Source organism: Sedimentibacter hydroxybenzoicus DSM 7310 (assembly GCF_013403245.1).
Classification (GTDB): Bacteria; Bacillota; Clostridia; order Tissierellales; family Sedimentibacteraceae; genus Sedimentibacter; species Sedimentibacter hydroxybenzoicus.
Map to the genome: position 1 here is coordinate 254,930 of NZ_JACBNQ010000001.1, position 20,909 is coordinate 275,838.

The window sequence follows — 20,909 nt, forward strand, 5'->3', positions numbered from 1 at the left end:
GTAGTATACTAAACCATAATTTAACATAAGGAGTGTAGAAATTGGAAAAGGAAAGGTTAATATGGATTTATAGAAAGATGCACGAAATAAGAAAGTTTGAAGAAAGAGCGTTGCAGTTATTTGAAAAAGACAAATTAAGAGGTTCAGTTCATTTGTATATAGGTGAGGAAGCAATTGCAGCAACGGTATGTTCGCTTCTGAGGGATTCCGATTATATAACAAGTACTCATAGAGGTCACGGGCATTGTATAGCGAAAGGTGCGGAACTTGCTCCTGCTTTAGCGGAACTCATGGGCAAATCTACCGGTTATTGTCAGGGAAGAGGCGGTTCTATGCATATAGCAGATGTAACGAAGGGAAACCTTGGAGCAAATGCTATAGTCGGAGCAGGCGTCCCAATAGCTGCAGGTGGTGCATTAGCTGCACAATTAAGGGGATCTGATCAGGTATCGGTTACATTTTTCGGTGACGGAGCATCTAATGAAGGTGTAGTACACGAAGCTATGAATTTAGCATCAGTATGGAAGCTTCCCGTTATATTCATATGTGAAAACAATGAATTTGGAATTTCAACACCGGTTAAGCAAAGTACGTCTGTTAAGGATATAAGTGTACGAAGTGCTGCGTACGATATGCCTGGCTATACAGTTGATGGAAATGATGTATTTGCTATAGATGAAGTTGTCAGCAAGGCTATTGAAAGAGCAAAGGATGGGCAAGGTCCGACTTTTATAGAATGCAAGACGTATAGATGGCTGGGCCATTGGACAGGTGATCCGCAAATTTACAGAACTAAAGAAGAAGTTGAGGCATGGAAAGAAAAATGTCCTATAAAAAGATTAGAAAATTATTTGATAGAAAATAAAATTTCTACTGAAGAAGAGTTAAAAAAGATTGAAGCGGATGTTTTAGTTGCAGTGGACGAAGCAGAGAAATTCGCATTAGAGAGTCCTGAACCAGATCCCTCTAAAGCCTTAGAATATGTATATTTTGAGAATTAATTTTGAAAGGAAGTATTTGATATGAGTAGAAAAGCATATGCAATTGCTATTAAAGATGTCTTAGCTGAGGAAATGAGACGCGATGATAGAATTTTTATAATGGGTGAAGATATAGCTGAACAAGGCGGTATCTTTGGTTGCACCAGAGGACTGCTGGAAGAGTTTGGAGAATCGAGAGTAAGAAATACACCTATATCTGAAGCAGGATTTATGGGTGCAGGAGTCGGAGCTGCATTAGCAGGAATGAAACCGGTAGTGGAGTTAATGTATATGGATTTTTCTTTGGTAGCTGCCGATCAGATTTTAAATCAAGCAGCAAAGATTAGATATATGTATGGCGGAAAAGCTACTTTGCCTTTAGTAATAAGAGGGCAGCAAGGAATCGGCAGGGGAAATGCTGCAACTCACTCACAAAGTACGGAAGCGATTTTTATGCATATTCCGGGGCTTAAGGTTGCAATGCCTTCAACTCCGGCTGATGCCGCAGGGTTATTGAGAACAGCTCTTCGTGATAATAATCCAATTATGTTTTTTGAACATAAGCTATTATATAGTGTTAAAGGTGAAGTTCCGGATGATCCTGATTTTGTGATTCCATTCGGAAAAGCAAATATAGTGAAAGAAGGTAATGATGTAACTATTATTGCAACCTCTCAATATGTCGGAAAAGCTTTAACGGTGGCAAATAAACTTGAATCTGAAGGTATATGTGCAGAAGTTATTGATCCCAGAACTTTGGTACCATTTGATACGGAAACTGTAGTAAACTCTGTTAAAAAGACAGGAAGAGCAATCGTAGTACATGAAGCTCATAAAAACGCAGGACCGGGAGCAGAAATTGCATCTTTAATTATGGAAGAAGCCTTTAAATATTTAGATGCACCTGTTTTGAGACTAGGTGCGAAAGCTTGTCCGCTGCCATTTAATTTAGGTCTTGAAAATGCGGTGGTTCCACAAGAGGAAGATATAGAAAAAGCAGTTAAATCTGTACTTTACAAATAGGGTAGGTGATTTAAAGTGGCAACAAAGGTTATAATGCCAAAACAAGGTCTGTTAATGACCGAAGGATATATAACTAAATGGTTAATTTCCGAAGGCGAAAAAGTAGAAGAGAATCAACCGTTATTTGAAATGGAAACAGATAAATTATCAATAACAATTGAATCTCCGGCATCAGGAACATTATTGAAAATAATAAGGGGAGAAGATGAAACTGTTCCCATTACTGAAATAATTGCTGTTATAGGACAAGAAGGAGAAGATTTTTCTCATTTGCTGACAGCAGACAGTCCGGCAGAAACAAAAATTGATGAGGTAAAAGCTGAAGCTGAATGTGCGGTAGTTGAATCTAATAGTATAAGCAATGAAAAAACAGATAGAGTATTTATAACTCCAAGAGCTAAAATGATAGCAGCCGATAAAAATATCGATTACAGTGATATTATCGGAAGTGGTCCGGAGGGACTTATTATAGAAAAAGATATTTTATCTTGTGAAAAAGGATTAGTACAAAATAGAAATAAAGTTACACCTGTTGCTGAAAAAATGATTAAAGAAAACAACCTTAATGCAAACGAAGTAGTTGGAACGGGTATCAGCGGCAGGGTAATTAAGCAGGATGTATTAAATATTATAAAAAATGAACAAAGCAACCTAAACAATACAGATACGCAAGAAAAGATTGTACCATTTAAAGGTATGAGGAAAGTAATATCAGACAGGATGATGGAAAGCCTTCACAATATGGCTCAGGCAAATCACAGAATGAAGGTTGATATGACTGAAGCTGTTAAGTTAAGAAAGAATATTAAGGAATCAGGAATTAATATTTCATACAATGATATTTTAATTAAAATAGTTTCTAAAGCATTACTTGAATTTCCATATATGAATTCTTCTCTGACAGGTGAAGGTATACTTTTAAAGGATTATGTCAATATGGGATTAGCCGTTTCTGTTTCTAATGGTTTAATTGTACCTAATGTAAAAAATGCTCATAAGAAATCTTTAGAAGAAATTGCTGCAGAGTCAAGAGAATTAATTCAAAAAGCTTTAAATGGCAGTTTATCACAGGAGGATTATTCCGGAGGGACATTTACTTTATCAAATCTTGGAATGTATGATATTGACGAATTCACAGCAATTATCAATCCGCCGGAAAGTGGAATTCTGGCAGTAGGCAAGGTGGAAAATACTCCTGTTGTTGAGAATGATACGATTGTAATTAAACCTATTATGACTTTAAGTTTAACGTATGATCATAGAATAATTGATGGTGCATTAGCTGCACAATTCTTACAAAGAATAAAACAATTGCTCATGCATCCATATTTGTTATTATAAAGATTAATAAAGACAAAGGTAGGGTGATAAAGTGCCAACAAATTTTAAATATGACATTATTATTATAGGCGGAGGTCCAGGAGGATATCCGGCAGCAATATATGCTGCTAAAAATAATGCAAGGGTAGCAATAATTGAGAAAGAAGAATTAGGCGGTACTTGTTTAAACAAGGGCTGCATCCCGACAAAGACATTTATTAAAAGTGCCGGCTTATACAATGATATAAAGTCAAGTCAACAATTTGGCATTACGACAGAGGGTGTAAGCTTTAAATGGGATAAAATTCTTAATAATAAAAATAAGGTTGTCAGGGGCTTAACAAATGGTGTACAAACATTATTGAAAAGTAATGGAATTGATATCTATAAAGGTAAAGGCAAGCTTATTGATAACAACACAGTTAAAATAGAAGGAAACAATAATGAAATAATTACAGGTGCAAATATAGTAATTGCTACAGGCTCAAAACCGGCAACCATTCCTGTAAAGGGATCAGATTTAGGCGGTGTTATAACCAGTGATGAAGCATTGGATTTAGAGAACTTACCGGAGTCACTGGCTATAATAGGCGGTGGAGTTATAGGAGTTGAGCTGGGCTATGTATTCAGAACATTTGGAGTAGATGTAACCATAATAGAGATGCTGCCTGAAATATTGCCAAGACAAGATGCAGATGCCATAAAGGTTGTAAAAGACTCACTACAAAAAATCGGCATAAAAATACTGACAGAAACAAAATTGTTAGGTATAGAAAAGGCCGGTGAAATGTTGAAGGTCAATTTTGACACAAAAAATGGACAGGATAGCATAATTGCAGAAAATGTCCTGATTTCAGCCGGAAGAAAATCAGAAATTGATGTTATTAATGGATTATCCATAGTTACTGATAAACAAGGCATCGTTGTGGATGAATATATGAGAACAAACATATCCAACATTTATGCCATAGGTGATGTTACAGGAAAAGTAATGCTGGCCCATGTAGCAACACACCAAGCATTAGTAGCAGTTAAAAATATATTAGGTAAAGAAATTAAAATGAATTATAATGTAATACCTTCATGTATTTACACAAATCCGGAGCTTGCATCAGTAGGCTTAACAGAGGAAGAGGCCAAAATTAATTATAAGTCTGTTAAAGTAGGATTATTCCCCTTTGCCGCCAGCGGAAAGGCTAAAACCATTGGTGAAACAGATGGATTTGTGAAAATAATATGTGACGAAAAGTATAATGAAATACTAGGCGTTCATATAGTCGGAGATCATGCTACAGAGCTGATTGCAGAGGCTTGTCTTGCAATAAAGATGGAATGTACTGCTGAAGAGCTGGCAGATACAATACATGCACATCCAACATTATCAGAAGCTGTGATGGAAGCTTCGGAGGCAGTTACGGGATTTGCTATACATAATTTATAGTAAAAAGATTAAGAAAGGAAGACAATTATGATTGACATATCTATATCAGAATTAGTTAATAATGCCAGATTAGCGCAAAAAGAAATTGAAAACTTTACACAGGAGCAAATTGATGCCGTTGTTAAAGTTGTTGCAAAAACAATATTTGATAATGCTGAAGCTTTAGCAAAAATGGCAGTAGAGGAAACCGGTATGGGAGTATATGAACATAAGGTTGCAAAGAATACCGGCAAAGCAAGAATTATATGGAATAGTTTAAAAAGCAAAAAATCCGTAGGTGTAATTGAAGAAGATTTGGAAAGCGGTATTATTAAAGTTGCAAAACCGATGGGGGTTATCGGAGCTTTAACACCTTGTACAAACCCTATAGTAACACCTATGTGTAATATAATGTTTGCTCTAAAGGGAAGAAACGCTATAATTATCGCCCCTCATCCAAGAGCGAAAAAATGCGCATCTTATACTCTTGAATTAATTAATGAGAATTTAAAAAAGTTTAACCTACCTAAAAATTTAATACAGACAATAAGTGAACCATCTGTTGAATTAACTAACGAACTTATGAAAAGTGTTGATGTTATAGTTGCTACAGGCGGCATGGGCATGGTAAAAGCCGCTTATTCAAGCGGAAAGCCGTCTTATGGAGTAGGCGCAGGTAACGTGCAGTGCATAATTGACAGGGATGTTAATTTTGCTGAAGCAGCACCTAAAATTATTACAGGAAGAGCTTTTGACAACGGAATTATATGTTCAGGGGAACAAATGGTAATCGTTCATAATGATGATTATGATAATGTTGTAAATGAATTAGTGAAAAACAAGGCGTACTTTGTAAACAATGAGGATGATAAGAATAGGCTTAAAAAAGTATTGTTTGATAAAGACGGGGTTATGAATAGGGAAGCAGTAGGTAAAAGCGCAGCTGCCATCGGTAAATTAGCCGGTATCGGAGTTCCGGATGATGTTTCAGTAATATTGGTTCCTGTTGATGCAAGAGGCAAAGAGGATGTTTTATGTAAAGAAAAGATGTGTCCGGTAATTGGAATAGTAAAATATAAAAGCTTCGAAGAGGCCCTTGATATAGCTGAAGCAAATTTAGAATATGAAGGTAAGGGTCATTCGGTAGCTATACATTCTAATAATAAAGACAACCTGATAAAGGCAGGAGAAAGATTACCTGTAAGCAGACTTTTAGTAAATCAAATATGTGCAACAATGAACGGAGGCAGTTTTGTTAACGGATTAGCAGCCACAACTACATTAGGATGCGGATCATGGGGGAACAATAGCATATCTGAAAATTTAGATTATAAACATTTTATAAATATAACAAGAATTGCATCAGTAATTGACGGAGCAACTCAACCTCCGGATGATGTGATTTGGGGGTAATTAATTATGAAGTTTATGGAATATCAAGCCAGAGAAACATTTGCGAAATATAATATACCGGTAATGAATGGTGTGGTTATTGATTCAGTTTCTCAAGTAAAGGAAAAAATAAAAGACTTAAAGTTTCCGTTGGTTGTTAAAGCCCAAGTTCAGGTTGGCGGCAGAGGAAAAGCCGGCGGGATACAATTTGCCGATAATGTCGATGATGTAATCAGAATTTCGGATAAACTTCTTTTTACAGAAATTAAGGGTCATAAAATTAATAAGTTGATGATAGTAGAAAAAGCTAATGGAATAAAGGAGTGTTATCTTTCTATTATTCTTGACAGGCAAACCAAATGCCCTATGATCATCTTCAGCGCTGAAGGTGGAATAGACATTGAAGAGACAGCGGTTAAAAGCCCGGATTCAATAATAAAGGTTAAAATAGATCCTGCCATCGGTGTGCAAGGGTATATGGTCCAATATATTATAAATAAATCCGGAATCAGTAAAAATATAGCTCCTTCTCTTTTAGAAGTTATTAAACAGTTATATAAACTGTTTTTAGATTATGATGCATTGCTGATGGAAATTAACCCATTATTAATATGCGAAGATAATACATTAATTGCTTTGGACGGTAAAATTGACATTGACGACAGCGCACTTTACAGACAGCCGATTGTTAAAGAATACAGAGATGAGCTGCAGGAAGAGGAATTGATACTTGAAGCCAGAAAATTCAGATTTCTTTATATACCGATTGAAGAAAAAGGAAATATAGCAGTTATAAGTAATGGTTCCGGTATGCTTATGTCAAGTATAGACTTAATATCAAAAGCAAACATGACGGTAGGCGCAGCTTTAGATTTAGGCGGCGGGGCAACTGCTGACAGAATTAAGGAAGCGGTCAGGATTGTGTTGTCAAATGAAGATATAAAATATTTGTATATTAACATTTTCGGCGGAATTACCAGATGTAATGAAGTTGCACAAGGTGTCAAAGAAGCAATGGAAATACAACCAAAAGGCAAATGTGTAGTGGTGCGGCTTGAAGGTACAAACAAAGAAGAGGGAGTTAATATACTGAATTCTTCAAATTTAGATATTGTATCTGTAGACGGACTTGTAGATGGAGTTAAAGCTTTGGCGGAAAGGGGTGCTGTATAATGAGTATATTGGTAAACGAGAATACAAAATTAATAATACAGGGGATTACCGGAAGAGAAGGTACCTTTCATGCCGAACAAATGCTACAATACGGAACAAAAGTAGTTGCAGGTGTTTCACCCGGTAAAGGCGGTCAAACAATTTGCGGTATTCCTGTTTTTGATACGGTAAGAGAAGCAAAAGAAGCTACAGATGCAGATGCAACAATTTTATTTGTACCTGCTAAGTATACTTCTGATGGTGTCAAGGAAGCAATAGATGCAGGGGTTGAGCTGATAATTACTATAGCCGAGCATGTTCCGGTAAAAGACATGATGGAGATATATCACTTGTCTAAGAGAAAAAACTGTAAGGTTATCGGACCCAATTCATTTGGAATAATTTCTCCGGGAAAATCAAAAGCCGGATTTATGGCTCATAAAATATTTTCAGAGGGCTCAGTTGGAGTAATGTCAAGAAGTGCTACAAACTGTTACGAAACAGTATCAATGATGACAAAAAATAACATAGGACAATCAACTTGTATAGGAGTTGGCGGAGATATGATTCCCGGTTCAACATTTGTTGAATTGCTGCCATTGTTAGAAGCTGATCCACAGACGAAAGCGGTAGTAATTATAGGTGAAATCGGTGGAAATGAAGAAGAATTGGCAGCAGAATATATCAAAAATAATATGACAAAGCCGGTTGTTGCATTAATAGCGGGTAAAAATGCTCCCAAAGGGAAAAGTATGGGTCATGCAGGTGCTATAGTATCTGCGGATGGTACAGGAAGTGCAGAAAATAAGGAAATGCTGTTAAAACAAGCGGGTGTTCATATAGCTGAAAGCACCGAACATATTGTTTCAATATTAAAAGAAATAATGTAAAATTATAATTTATAGCATACCGTAATAATTATAAATATCAATATTCTCTTAATGAAAGGAAATGATTTAGATGAATATAAAAGAAGAAGCCTTAAGGTTACATGAAATATGGAAAGGAAAAATTGAAGTTAACAGTAAGGTTCCTGTTAATACCACTCATGACTTATCTGTAGCATATACACCCGGAGTTGCCGAACCATGCAGAAAGATTCACGAGAATAAGGATGATGTATATAAGTACACCTCTAAAGGAAATATGGTAGCAATAGTAACTGATGGAAGTGCTGTACTCGGACTGGGAGATATAGGACCGGAAGCAGGTCTTCCCGTAATGGAAGGAAAAGCTGTATTGTTTAAACAATTCGCCGGGGTCGATGCTTTTCCGTTATGTGTTGCTTCAAAGAATGTAGAAGATATAGTTCAAACTGTTAAAATGATAGAGCCTTCATTTGGAGGAATAAACCTTGAAGATATTTCATCACCCAGATGTGCTGAAATAGAAAGAAGATTAAAACAGGAGTTAAACATTCCGGTATTTCATGATGACCAGCACGGTACGGCAGTTGTAGTTATTGCAGCACTTATTAATGCATTGAAAATAGTTAATAAGGAATGGAAAGACATCAATGTAGTAGTTAGCGGTGCCGGTGCAGCCGGGTCGGCTATTATAAATATGCTGTTATCAGTCGGAGTTGAAAAGATTATTGCGTGCAACAGTAAAGGAATAATCAATTCCGAAGAAGAAAATAGTAATTGGGTACATCAAGAAATTGCATATAAAACAAATAAAGAAAACAGAAAAGGCGATATTGCTGATGCTATGAAAGGCGCAGATGTTTTTATAGGCGTTTCAGCTAAAGGAATTGTTACTGAAGAAATGGTTAAATCAATGGCAGCTAATCCTATAGTATTAGCTATGGCTAATCCTGAACCTGAAATTATGCCGGAACTTGCATTGAGTGCCGGAGCCAGAATTGTAGGAACAGGCAGATCTGATTTCCCAAATCAAATTAACAATGTTCTGGCTTTTCCGGGCATATTCAGAGGAGCGCTGGATGCAAGGGCATCGGATATTAATGAAGAAATGAAAATAGCAGCTGCAAATGCTATTGCAGGTTTGGTAAATGAAAAAGAACTAAATGAAGAATATATCATTGTTCCTCCTTTTGACAGCAGGGTTGGAGAAGCCGTATCAAAAGCAGTATTTAATGCTGCGGTAGAATCAGGAGTATCAAGAATTAACTAAATATATAGAAAGCGTTGATTATTAAGCATATCTTTAATATTGACGCTTTCTTTATAAAATATTTTTTATAAAAGACAAAATCATCCATTAATAGAGACATTACATAAATTAGGTATATAAATATCAGGAGGTTATATTGGAGATAAAATTAAAGAAAGATAAAGAATATGTAAATGCCTGTATAGACGATAGGTATAATATTAATATTTTAACTTCCAATGAAGTTGGTACAGTACCTGCGGAAGATGAATTAATACAGAAAGCATTAAAATATCCAATTAATTCAAAACCGCTTAATAAGATAATTGAACCGGGTGACAAGGTAGTTATTATTACAAGTGATGTAACAAGGCCTGTGAAAAGTTATGTAATATTACCGCATATAATTAATGAATTGGCAGCTTGCAATGTAAAATCAGAAAACATAACTATTGTATTAGCTCTGGGTAGCCATAGAAAGCATACGGAGGATGAAAAAAAGTATTTAGTTGGGGAAGAAGTCTACCGGAAAGTAAATATCATAGATAGCGATATGAATGATTGTATAAACCTTGGTGTTTGTAAAAATGGTACTCCCGTAGATATATTTACCCCTGTAGCCAATGCTGACAGAATCATATGTATAGGAAATGTTGAGTATCATTACTTTGCAGGATATTCAGGTGGAGCAAAGGCAATTATGCCCGGAGTATCAAGCTATGCAGCTATACAGGCTAATCATTCCAATATGGTTAAAGAAGGTGCATACGCAGGGAATTTAGACACAAATCCTGTTAGACAGGATATTGATGAAGTAGGAAAATATATTAAAATAGACTTTATATTAAATGTACTTCAAGCATCAGATAAAACAATTATCGGAGCATACGCCGGTCATTATATAGATGCTCACAGAGCAGCCTGTAATGCATTAGATAAAATGTATAAAATTAATATAAAGGAAAAAGCAGATATAGTTATTGTATCTTCCGGGGGATATCCAAAGGACATCAATATTTATCAGGCTCAAAAGTCATTAGATAATGCTAAGCATGCTGTTAAGGATGGGGGAATTATAATTCTTTGTGCATCATGTAAAGAGGGTTTTGAAAATGCTGTATTCGAAGACTGGATGATGAATAAAACAAAAGAGCAGATGATTAAAGAAATAAAAGAAAACTTTAAACTTGGCGGCCATAAGGCAGCAGCTATCGCCTTGACTTTAATGAAATCAAAAATTTATATTGTGACAGATTACAACAAAGATATTATTGAACGCATCGGATTTAATTATTTTGATTCTTTACAAGATGCAGTTGATAATGCTCTGAAGGAACTGAATCAAGTAGAAAATATAATAGTAATGCCTGCGGGTGGAAGCACTTTACCCAATTATATAAGCTTAAACAATTAGTTATTAATTTTTATTTTTCTTCTTCTATAAGTTTTATTTGTTATTTTTAGAACAATTGCATTGACACATTGTATACAATTTAGTATAATTTGTATACAATGTGTCATGAAAAAAATATGTTACACAGCATTAATACTTAACTTGTTACAGGAGGTGATTATGGTTAAAAAGCTTGATGTTAACAGTGGTCTTCACATGAATTAATATCAATTTTTAAGAAAAAACGTTAAGTATTAAAAAGAGGAAAGAGGACAGAAAAAGGAGATTAAAATGAAAAAGAAATTAGCATTAATTTTAGTTATTGCTTTATGTTTAGGTTTATTTGTTGGTTGTTCAAGTAAAGGTGCGAATGCTCCTAAAGAAGAAGTTTTAGAAATTAAGGTAGGTCATGGTGTTGCTGAAACTACAGCGATGCATCAAGGTTGGTTAAAATTTAAAGAGCTTGTTGAACAAAAATCTGACGGAAAGATAATAGTAAAGATATTCCCTAATCAGCAATTAGGCGGAGACAGAGAACTTGTTGAAGCTGTTCAATTAGGCAATGTTACTATGACCAGTCCTTCTACAGCTCCTTTAGCAGCTTTTGACCCTGCATTTTTTGTATTAGATATTCCTTTCTTGTTTTCAGACAGAGATATGGTTTATGAGGTGCTTGACAGTCAAGTTGGACAAAGCTTGCTAGATACTTTAAAAGAATACAATATAAAAGGTCTTGGTTATTGGGAAAATGGATTCAGAAACTTTACAAACAGTAAGCTTCCTGTAAGATCACCACAAGAATTATCAGGTATAAAAGTCAGAACAATGGAAAATGAAATACATATGAAAGCATGGTCGTTACTGGGTGCTAACCCTACTCCTATGGCTTTCGGAGAACTTTATACAGCGCTTCAGCAAAAAACAGTTGATGCACAGGAAAATCCGTTTGAATTAATTTATGCAACAAAATTCCAGGAAGTACAAAAATATATTACTAAAACTCAACACATATATTCAGCGTATATTCCCCTTATGAATAATGAATTTTTCAACAATTTATCTACGGAATATCAAGAAATCATAATGGATTCAATTAAAGAAGCAACAGCAGAACAAAGACAAATAGCAGGTAAAAATGATGTAGAATTTGAAGAAAAAATGAGAAGCACTAATGAAGTTATAGATTTATCCAGTGATGAGAAACAAGCTTTCAGAAATGAAATGGCACCTGTTCTTGATTTGGTTAAAACAAAAGCAGGAGAAGATATGGTTAGTGCTTTCACCGAGGCTACAGGTTATTAAGTGGGGGTTTACCCCACTTAAAACATAGAGAAGGAGTTACACTGTATGAAAATACTAAAATTTATAGATGATAATTTAGAAAAAATTATTTTAGTTATTTTGCTGGGTGCATCAAGTGTCATTATCGGTTTACAAGTATTTATGAGATACGTATTGCAATCATCATTATCATGGTCAGAGGAAATTGCAAGGTATATGTTTGTATGGTTAACGTATATAGGTATCAGTTATGGAGTAAAAGCCGACAGGCATATAAAGGTTGATGCAGCAATGTATATGTTTCCTAAAAAGATGAGAAAATACATATCTTTAATTGGTGATATTTTATTTTTAGCTTTCGCAGTAATAATTGTGGTTACCTCATATGGAGTAAGCGGTAAGATTATTATGAGCGGACAAACTTCTCCGGCTGTAGGTTTACCTATGGGTCTTGTATATTTAGCACCATTTGTAGGATTTGCAATGGTTAGCTTAAGATTAGTACAGAATATCATTAAACATATCAATTTATTGAAAGGAGAAGATATTCAATGTCATCATTAATTCTTTTTGGTTCGTTCGTTATATTTCTTATTTTAAATACACCGGTGGGAATAGCTTTAGGGATTGCTTCAATATGCACCATACTTTACAGCGGTGACTTGTTAGTTTCTTATCTTTCCCAGAGCTTAGTTACAGCAACAGATTCCTTTCCGTTAATGGCGATACCCTTTTTTATCTTAGCAGGAGATTTAATGGGTAAGGGGGGAATTTCAAAACGATTAATTGATGTTGCCAGTGTTTTCGTCGGAAGGTATACAGGCGGATTAGCAATAGTGACAATAATCGTATGTATGTTCTTTGCGGCTATTTCAGGCTCAGGTCCTGCAACTGTGGCGGCAATAGGCGGCATTATGATACCTGCTATGATTAATAAGGGATATGATAAAAACTTTTCAAGCGGATTGAATGCTACGGCAGGAAGTATAGGAGTTATTATACCCCCTAGTATACCGATGGTAATGTATGGAGTATCTACAAGCGTGTCAATAAGCACGATGTTTCTTGCCGGTTTTGTTCCGGGAGCTTTAATAGGTACAATTCTTATAGCCTACAGTTATATTACATCAAAAAAGATGGGATATAAAGGAGATCAGGTTATATACAGTGCAAGAGAAAAATGGAATGCAGTTTACGAAGCAAAGTGGTCATTGTTAGTTCCTGTCATAATATTAGGAGGAATATACGGTGGGATATTTACTCCGACGGAGGCAGCAGCAGTAGCGGTAATATATGGTTTTGTTGTGGGAGTATTCGTACATAAAGATCTTAAGCTGTCAGAATTGCCTGAAGTTATAGCCAGTTCAGCTTTAACGACTGCAACGGTTATGATAATAGTGGGAACAGCAACAACCTTCGGGAGAATATTAACACTTGAGCAAATTCCTATTATGATAGCAAATGCTATTTCTTCGTTCTCAAGCAATCCATATGTAGTACTGTTTCTGATAAACATATTACTTTTATTTGTAGGATGTTTTATGGATACGACTGCTGCAATTATTATACTATCACCGATATTGCTTCCTGTAGCTTTAGCTATCGGAGTTGATCCAATACATTTTGGTATAATAATGGTTACAAATCTTGCAATAGGATTTATTACCCCTCCATTGGGAGTTAACTTATTTGTTGCATGCGGAGTTGCAAAGTCACCATTAGAGGATGTAGTAAAAGGCGTAATACCATTTTTCATCTGTATGCTTGTGGCATTAGCATTAATAACGGTTTTCCCTGAAATTTCTCTGACTTTACCGAGACTGTACGGTAAATAGTTTAGTTTTTTTAGAAATATATGTATTAATAAAAATAAAGAAGGTGTTATACAATGGATGTTATAGGAAGCATGCTTGATAATATTGAAGTTCCTAAATTTGCTCGCATTAAACAATTTTTTGATACAACTAAGATTGATGATGTTGAGAAACATATTAACTTACAATTTCAAAGAGAAGACATAAAAAGAACGATAAAAGCAAATCAAACAATAGGTATAACCGTTGGCAGCCGAGGTCTTGCAAATCTCAAAGATATAGTGAAATTTTTATGCAGTAATATCAAAGATTTAGGTGCCACTCCAATTATACTTCCAAGTATGGGAAGCCATGGAGGTGCAATTGCAGAAGGACAGGCAGATTTTATCAGAGGGCTGGGTATCACAGAAGAATACGTAGGAGCAGAAATAAAATCCAGCATGGAAGTTATTAACCTTGGAACTACTGAAACAGGTTTGGAGGTATATTATGATAAGATTGCCAGTGAACTTGATGGAGTTATAGTTTTAGGAAGAATAAAAGCACATACGGATATAGACGGAGAAATAGAAAGTGGTCTTCATAAAATGATAGCTGTAGGCTTGGGAAACCATCTGGGAGCACAGGTAGTACATGCTTTGGGGCTGGGAAAAGCGGCACCCAGAATAATATCTGTCGCAAGACATGCATTGAAACATGGAAATATAATATTTGGTGTAGGTCTTTTAGAGAATGCATATGACGAAACCAGTCATATTGAATTTATACCAACAGCAAAAATTGCTGAATCCGAAGCTGAATTATTAATAAAATCCAAGAAACAGCTTCCTAAGTTTCTTTTTAACGATATTGATGTTTTAATTGTTGATGAAATAGGAAAAAACATAAGCGGTAACGGTATGGATCCAAACATAATAGGCAGGGGAATGATTGGTTACAAAAATAAAGAAATAAGAATTAATAAAATTGTTACCCTGGATACAACGAAGGAATCAGGATCAAATGCTTTTGGTGTAGGACTTTCAGACGTAACTACAAAAAGAATTTTCGATAAGTTAAAGACAGATGCAATGTATGCAAATGCTGTAACTGCTATAGCTATAATAGGTGCGAGAATTCCGATTGCTATGAGCAGCGATAAACGTGCAATACAGCTGGCTATCAGAGCAGTGTGTTCCGAAGAACCTGAAAACTTAAGAATTGTGAGAATTAAAGATACATTAAGCATGAGCGAAATGTTTGTTTCCGAGAGCTTGCTGAATGAAGTAAAGAACAATGAAAAAATAGAAATATTAAGTGATCTTGAATCTTTTGAATTTGATGAACAAGGAAACTTATTTTAAGCAAAAATTAATTAATACATGACTAAGGGGGCGAGATAAATGAAAGCTGTGATATATGAAGGACCTAATGTTCTGACTTATAAGGATGTAGATGATGTATCGCCAAAATATAATGAAGTAAAAATAAAGATTAGAGCATGTGGTATTTGCGGAAGCGATATACATGGATATTTAGGGATTACAGGCAGAAGAATTCCGCCTGTAATTATGGGACATGAATTTGCCGGTGAAATAATACAGCTTGGAGAAGGTGTAAACGACCTCAAAACAGGTGATAGAGTAGCAGTTTACCCTTTGGATTTTTGTGGTGAATGTGAAATGTGCAAAAAGAGAGATATGCATTTGTGCCTTAACAAAAGGGCATTTGGCGTTTTAGATGTTGACGGTGCCTTTGCTGAGTATATTTGTGTACCATCTAAAGTATGTTTTAAGCTTAATGATAATATTTCATATAAGGTAGGAAGCCTTATGGAGCCGTTGGCAGTTTCCTACAGGGCGGTAAGGCATCTTGGAGATTTAAGCGGAAAAGATGTTCTTATAATAGGTGCAGGGACAATCGGGTTACTGGCTTTAGCTTGTGTAAAAATGCAAAATCCAAATAGAATCTTTGTTTCTGACTTGAGTGATTATCGGTTAAAAATTGCAAAACAGATGGGTGCAGATATTGTTATTAACTCTGCTGCAGACAATTTGCAAGAAATTATTATGGCTGCAACTAATAATAAGGGTGTCGAATCAGTAGCGGAAGCTGTCGGAATTACCGAAACCGTAAAACAAGGGATAGATGCAATGGCGTTTGGAGGCACGGCTGTCTGGATTGGAATCAGCTCTAAGCATATAGATTTAGAAATGCAGCAAGTCGTAACAAGAGAACTAAAAGTTAAAGGTTCATTTTTATACGGATATGATGAATTTAAAGAAGTAGTTGGATATCTTAACGATGGATTATTGAATGTAGAGCCTATTCTAAGTAAGGAAATTGCATTGAGAGACTTACCGGAAACCATGGCAAACCTAGCTGTAAACCCTGGCAACCTGATAAAAGTAACGGTAGTAAATTAATCTTTTAGCAAGACTTGTACAAGGTAATAGATGTTCGGTTTAAATCTTTATTCACAAAGGTAAATATCTTGACAAATTGTATACAATTTTATATAATTATATACAATTAAGAGTGAAATCAATCAATCAAAACAAGGCGTATATGGTTCATGCGTTGAATTATACGATAAATTATTGAATTTGCTAAAAGGAGGAGAAAGTGTAAAATTCGATTTGATATATTTTCTGTAATTAAAGCATTTATAACAAATAATTTAAAATGGGAGATTAGTATGAAAAAGATTTTAAGTATTTTAATGGCAATAATGTTAGTCGCAACAATGCTTACAGGTTGTGGTGGATCAAAAGATGAGTATACAATTAAAGTAGCTAGCATATTAGCTGATAACGATCCCGAAACATTAGGTTTAAAAAAGTTTAAAGAACTGGTTGAAAGCAGATCAGACGGAAAAATAGTTGTAGAATTATATCCGAACGCTCAATTAGGTTCTGCCGATACATATTTAGATACGTTAAGACAGGGTACTATTCAAATGGCTTCACCCGGAAGTGTTATGGCTCAGCTTCAACGCCTTGTAGGTGCGCCTGAAATGCCATTTTTATTTAGAGATTGGGATCATGCAAAGGCTGTATTAACGGATGAAAAAATGACAGATGTTCTTACTGAAGGAATGATAGAAAATTTAGGTATAAGAACTCTTGGGTTTGCACCAAGAAGCTTCAGGGTTATATCTTCAAATAAAGAACTTAATAATATGAATGATTTAAAGGGATTGCGTATAAGAGTACCAAATATTCCATTTTATATTAAACTTGCAGAAGCAATTGGTACGAGCCCTGTAGCTCTTCCATTAACTGAGTTATTTAGTTCTCTGGAACAAGGTGTAGTTGAAGCTCAAGAAAATCCATATGCGACAATAGAAACAAGTAAATACTATGAAATTCAGGATTATATTCTTGAAACCAACCATATATTTACAACACATGGTTGGTACATGAATGAAAAATTCTTCCAAAGCTTACCTCAAGAATTACAGGAAGTAGTAATTAATGCAGCTAATGAAGCAATTTCATACACATTTGACATTAATATAGAGCAAGAAAACAATTCAGTTCAGATACTTAAAGATGCGGGAATAAAGATTGTAGTACCTGATGAAGCTTTTAAATCACAACTTGTTGAAGCTGCTGAACCTTCAAGAGAGTTTTTCTATAATGAATATCCGGGAAGTAAGGAATGGGCAGAAATGGTTGAAGCTGTAAAATAAAATCTTTTAATCTTGGTATAAAGTTATTTAATATTAGATGACTTTATACCAAATTCTTGATAATAAGTTTATACAAGGAGGAAATTGAACTTTGGTAAAGGATAAAGAGAAAAAGAGTACAATTATTAAAATATTTCAAGGCTCTATGATTTTGTTTTTGTCAGCAATGGTAGTATTGGTTTTTATAAATGCCATTATGCGCTATGTATTTAAAGCTACAATTCCGGTATCAGAAGAATATGCAAGATTCTTTTTTATGTGGACTGTATTTTTTGGCGTAATAGCCGCTTTTCAGGACAAAGCTCATGTATCAGTAACCATTTTAACTGATAATCTAAAGGGCAAAGCTAAAATAGCAGTTTATGTTTTAGCACAATTAATAGTTTTAATAACAATGATTTTATTAATAATCGGCGGAGTTAAATATACACTTTCCGCTTCTACTTATAAATCGGTAGCAACGGGTATTAATTTTGGAATTATAGTAAGTGGGTTTTTAATAATGATTATCGGTTCAACTATAGTGATTATGCAAGATTTTGTTAAAAATTTAAAAGATATGAGAAAGGGGGAATAATTAATGGCATTAGGTGCTTTTTTAGTATCTTTATTTGGGTTTATGTCTTTGGGCATTCCTATAGCTTTGGTTTTAGTTATATGCTCAATTGTTTTAATGGTTTTGGTAGGACAGTTCGACCTTCTGTCAATTGCTCAAGCAATGGTTTCTGGCACAAACAGCTTCCCTTTAATGGCAATTCCCTTTTTTATGCTGGCAGGAGAGATTATGTCTCAAGGAGGATTATCAGCCAGAATTGTTAATGCATCTAATTTGGCGGTAGGTAGGTATAAGGGTGGATTAGGATATGTTGCTATATTAGCAAGCATTGTGTTCTCCGGGCTTTCAGGAAGTGCGGTAGCCGATGCGGCGGCGCTTGGCGGTATATTGATTCCCATGATGAGAGAAAATGGTTATAAAATTGACAGAGCGACAGCGTTTATTTGCGCGGGTGCAGTAATTGCTCCAATTATTCCACCGAGTATTCCGATGATAGTGTTGGGTACAGCTACTAATCTTTCAGTTACAAGGCTTTTTATGTCAGGATTAATTCCAGGTGCAATTCTGGGTCTTGCTTTGATGGTTGTTTGGTTTTTCGTCGTAAGGAAAGATGGTTATACAGATACAATGACTTTTACAAAAGAGGAAAGGAATGCAATTCTTAAAGATTCTATGCCTGCTTTAATGATGCCTGTATTAATAGTCGGAGGTATTAGGTTTGGTATTTTTACACCTACTGAAGCCGGAGCTTTTGCAGTTGTATATTCGTTAATAGTATGCAAGTTTGTTTATAAAGAATTAGATTTTCATAAATTTGGAGATATATTTTCAGCAGCATCAAAAAGTACAGCAACAGTAATGTTGATAGTGGCTGCAGCCAACGCAGTAGGCTTCTATATTACAATGGCTCAGGTGCCTGCTCAAATGGTTACAACGTTAATGCCGTTTATAGACAAACCAATGCTATTACTATTAATTATTAATATGTTTTTATTTGTACTTGGCATGGTAATGGATTTAACTCCAAATATCTTAATATTTGGACCTGTTCTTTTCCCGGTTATACAACAGGCAGGCATTGATCCGTATTTCTTTGCTTTAATTATGTGCTTAAATCTCTGCATAGGTTTAATTACACCGCCGGTAGGTACAGTTTTATACGTTGGATGTGGTGTTTCAAAGATAGATATTGTCAGATTATCTAAAGCAATTATCCCATTCTTGATAGTGGAAATAGTTATATTGTTACTATTAACTTTCTTCCCATCTTTAGTAATGGCACCGCTTAATCTGATAATGGGTTCTTAAAACAGAAAGTTATTATAATTAAATATAAACTAGGAGGTTGTATTATGAAATTAATGCACACAAAGTTACCAGAATTCATTCGTAAAATGAAGGCTGTAGCTGCAACGATGGGTTCAATTTATAAAGAATGCGATGTTGTAGGCTTGGAAAATTTAAAGACTGCTAAGATGCAATCTAACAGAACAGGCAGAATCGAACGTGCAGTGGAAGATTTAGCTAAGAAGGAAGATGTTTACAAAATCGAGGTCGCTGTTATTCCTCGTATTCCCGAGTCTATGCATAGCGCTGTAATCCGTGGCTTTGATAAAGATGGAAATCCTGTTCACGCTATACTTGAAACGATTAATATTTTGCACCCTACAGAAGATATTTTGATTCATGACTGTCCGGACATTATAGATAGAAGACCATCAATCGGAAAACATTAATAAATAGAATGGAGGTATAAAATGAGCAAATTAAAATATAAAATTATTCCCGAAGGAATGTTAAATGATATTTACATACCGGTAACGGCAGTTTTTATAGATTATGCAGACGTTAAAGCTTGTAATCTGACAATGTATGAAGCATGCGAAAAAATAGCTGCTACAATTCCGGGACCGGCTGGTTTAAATATGTTTGATATGACAGCTACAACAACAAACAGTAATGGTATCATGCTTGACGGTGCAATGGTTTGTATGGCAGCATCTGATTACGGCAAAATTAACAAAGATTTCGGTTATCTTGAAATGGTGGAAATCCCATATTCAGAAGAGCTTATAAAAGAAGAGCCTCATTTAAAACAATGGAAAAAATTATTCCCTGACAGAAAATTATTTATGGGACCAAATCCTAACACTAAATCGATTCCGATTCATAATGCAGTACTGACGGGAAGGGCCGGAAATAACAACTCAGGAACTGAAATGATGCATTATATTAATATGGAGGAATTACTTCTTCCTATTTCAGGCCAGGTTGAAATTATGAAAGATGGTAAAGTGGAAGTAGGAGGCACCGGCTGGACTATTTCTGTCGGCATAGGAATGGTTGTAGGAGAAGAATACGGACGTATAGTTCCCAGAAGACAGTGGAAATGCGGCAAAACGGCGCATAACTCAGGTGAATATGCTAAATTTTTAAAAAGTCATATTCCTGTAATTGCAGCTGATAAAAGCGAACTTGCAAAATCAATGATTAATGCATTGCAGGCAGGTGCTGTACCGGGCAGGGACATAGGAGCGTCTCCGTCAGTGTTATCTATAGCCAGACATATGAAGATTAAACCGGATTATGAGAATATAGAAGAAAATGCTTATGCTGAATTAGCAAGCGTCGGATGTACCAAGGAATGGATTAAGGCAGATGTAGAAGAATTAACACCTGAGGAAATAATTGAAAGAGCACATGAAATTATTCCGGGAATTGACAATCCACGCAGGTTTAATGTTAGTGATATAGTACAAGTTAACTATGTAGAAGTATAAAATAATGAAA

The 20,909-nt window shown here is 35.2% G+C and carries 19 protein-coding genes; all 19 read left to right on the forward strand.

Going from position 1 to position 20,909, the window contains the following annotated elements:
- Positions 1-77 precede the first annotated feature (77 nt).
- The 19 genes from HZF24_RS01230 (at position 78) to HZF24_RS01320 (ending at position 20,899) form a co-directional block, all read left to right on the forward strand.
- Positions 78-1,001, forward strand: a complete 924-nt coding sequence (locus HZF24_RS01230; protein ID WP_179236437.1) for a thiamine pyrophosphate-dependent dehydrogenase E1 component subunit alpha — start codon at positions 78-80, stop codon at positions 999-1,001.
- Between the two features lie 21 nt (positions 1,002-1,022).
- On the forward strand, positions 1,023-2,003 hold the full coding sequence (locus tag HZF24_RS01235) for an alpha-ketoacid dehydrogenase subunit beta (RefSeq protein WP_179236438.1): 981 nt from the start codon (positions 1,023-1,025) through the stop codon (positions 2,001-2,003).
- A 15-nt stretch (positions 2,004-2,018) separates the two neighbouring features.
- On the forward strand, positions 2,019-3,344 hold the full coding sequence (locus HZF24_RS01240) for a dihydrolipoamide acetyltransferase family protein (RefSeq protein WP_179236439.1): 1,326 nt from the start codon (positions 2,019-2,021) through the stop codon (positions 3,342-3,344).
- Between the two features lie 31 nt (positions 3,345-3,375).
- Positions 3,376-4,764 (forward strand): dihydrolipoyl dehydrogenase, encoded by a 1,389-nt coding sequence (lpdA, locus tag HZF24_RS01245; RefSeq protein ID WP_179236440.1) that lies wholly within the window; start codon positions 3,376-3,378, stop codon positions 4,762-4,764.
- Between the two features lie 24 nt (positions 4,765-4,788).
- On the forward strand, positions 4,789-6,156 hold the full coding sequence (locus HZF24_RS01250; protein WP_179236686.1) for an aldehyde dehydrogenase family protein: 1,368 nt from the start codon (positions 4,789-4,791) through the stop codon (positions 6,154-6,156).
- A 6-nt stretch (positions 6,157-6,162) separates the two neighbouring features.
- The gene (gene sucC, locus HZF24_RS01255) at positions 6,163-7,308 is read left to right on the forward strand and encodes an ADP-forming succinate--CoA ligase subunit beta (RefSeq protein WP_179236441.1); all 1,146 of its coding nucleotides are present in this window, start codon (positions 6,163-6,165) and stop codon (positions 7,306-7,308) included.
- Complete coding sequence (gene sucD / locus HZF24_RS01260; protein ID WP_179236442.1) at positions 7,308-8,177, forward strand: succinate--CoA ligase subunit alpha; 870 nt, start codon at positions 7,308-7,310, stop codon at positions 8,175-8,177. The genes sucC and sucD overlap by 1 nt, the downstream gene beginning before the upstream one ends.
- A 70-nt stretch (positions 8,178-8,247) precedes the next feature.
- A complete protein-coding gene (locus HZF24_RS01265) occupies positions 8,248-9,423 on the forward strand; it encodes an NAD(P)-dependent malic enzyme (RefSeq protein ID WP_179236443.1) in 1,176 nt (391 codons plus the stop codon).
- A 136-nt stretch (positions 9,424-9,559) separates the two neighbouring features.
- Entirely contained in the window at positions 9,560-10,816 is a 1,257-nt protein-coding gene (locus HZF24_RS01270; protein WP_179236444.1) for a nickel-dependent lactate racemase family protein, read from the forward strand.
- Positions 10,817-11,086: 270 nt separating this feature from the next.
- Positions 11,087-12,097: a DctP family TRAP transporter solute-binding subunit gene (locus tag HZF24_RS01275; protein WP_179236445.1), complete on the forward strand. Its 1,011-nt coding sequence runs from the start codon at positions 11,087-11,089 to the stop codon at positions 12,095-12,097.
- A gap of 45 nt (positions 12,098-12,142) precedes the next feature.
- Complete coding sequence (locus tag HZF24_RS01280) at positions 12,143-12,640, forward strand: TRAP transporter small permease (RefSeq protein WP_179236434.1); 498 nt, start codon at positions 12,143-12,145, stop codon at positions 12,638-12,640.
- The gene (locus HZF24_RS01285) at positions 12,628-13,911 is read left to right on the forward strand and encodes a TRAP transporter large permease (protein ID WP_179236435.1); all 1,284 of its coding nucleotides are present in this window, start codon (positions 12,628-12,630) and stop codon (positions 13,909-13,911) included. Before HZF24_RS01280 ends, HZF24_RS01285 begins: the two co-directional genes overlap by 13 nt.
- A gap of 53 nt (positions 13,912-13,964) precedes the next feature.
- Positions 13,965-15,233 carry a nickel pincer cofactor-dependent isomerase, group 22 gene (locus HZF24_RS01290; protein ID WP_179236446.1) on the forward strand — a complete coding sequence of 423 codons (1,269 nt, stop codon included), beginning with the start codon at positions 13,965-13,967 and terminating at the stop codon, positions 15,231-15,233.
- A 39-nt stretch (positions 15,234-15,272) separates the two neighbouring features.
- Positions 15,273-16,295 carry a zinc-dependent alcohol dehydrogenase gene (locus HZF24_RS01295; RefSeq protein ID WP_179236447.1) on the forward strand — a complete coding sequence of 341 codons (1,023 nt, stop codon included), beginning with the start codon at positions 15,273-15,275 and terminating at the stop codon, positions 16,293-16,295.
- 272 nt (positions 16,296-16,567) lie between these two features.
- Positions 16,568-17,563: a TRAP transporter substrate-binding protein gene (locus HZF24_RS01300; protein ID WP_179236448.1), complete on the forward strand. Its 996-nt coding sequence runs from the start codon at positions 16,568-16,570 to the stop codon at positions 17,561-17,563.
- A 91-nt stretch (positions 17,564-17,654) separates the two neighbouring features.
- Positions 17,655-18,140: a TRAP transporter small permease gene (locus HZF24_RS01305; protein ID WP_179236449.1), complete on the forward strand. Its 486-nt coding sequence runs from the start codon at positions 17,655-17,657 to the stop codon at positions 18,138-18,140.
- Between the two features lie 3 nt (positions 18,141-18,143).
- Complete coding sequence (locus HZF24_RS01310; RefSeq protein WP_179236450.1) at positions 18,144-19,427, forward strand: TRAP transporter large permease; 1,284 nt, start codon at positions 18,144-18,146, stop codon at positions 19,425-19,427.
- A gap of 44 nt (positions 19,428-19,471) precedes the next feature.
- Positions 19,472-19,855, forward strand: coding sequence for a hypothetical protein (locus HZF24_RS01315; protein ID WP_179236451.1), 384 nt, complete (start codon positions 19,472-19,474; stop codon positions 19,853-19,855).
- 21 nt (positions 19,856-19,876) lie between these two features.
- Positions 19,877-20,899 (forward strand): hypothetical protein, encoded by a 1,023-nt coding sequence (locus tag HZF24_RS01320; RefSeq protein WP_179236452.1) that lies wholly within the window; start codon positions 19,877-19,879, stop codon positions 20,897-20,899.
- Positions 20,900-20,909 lie beyond the last annotated feature (10 nt).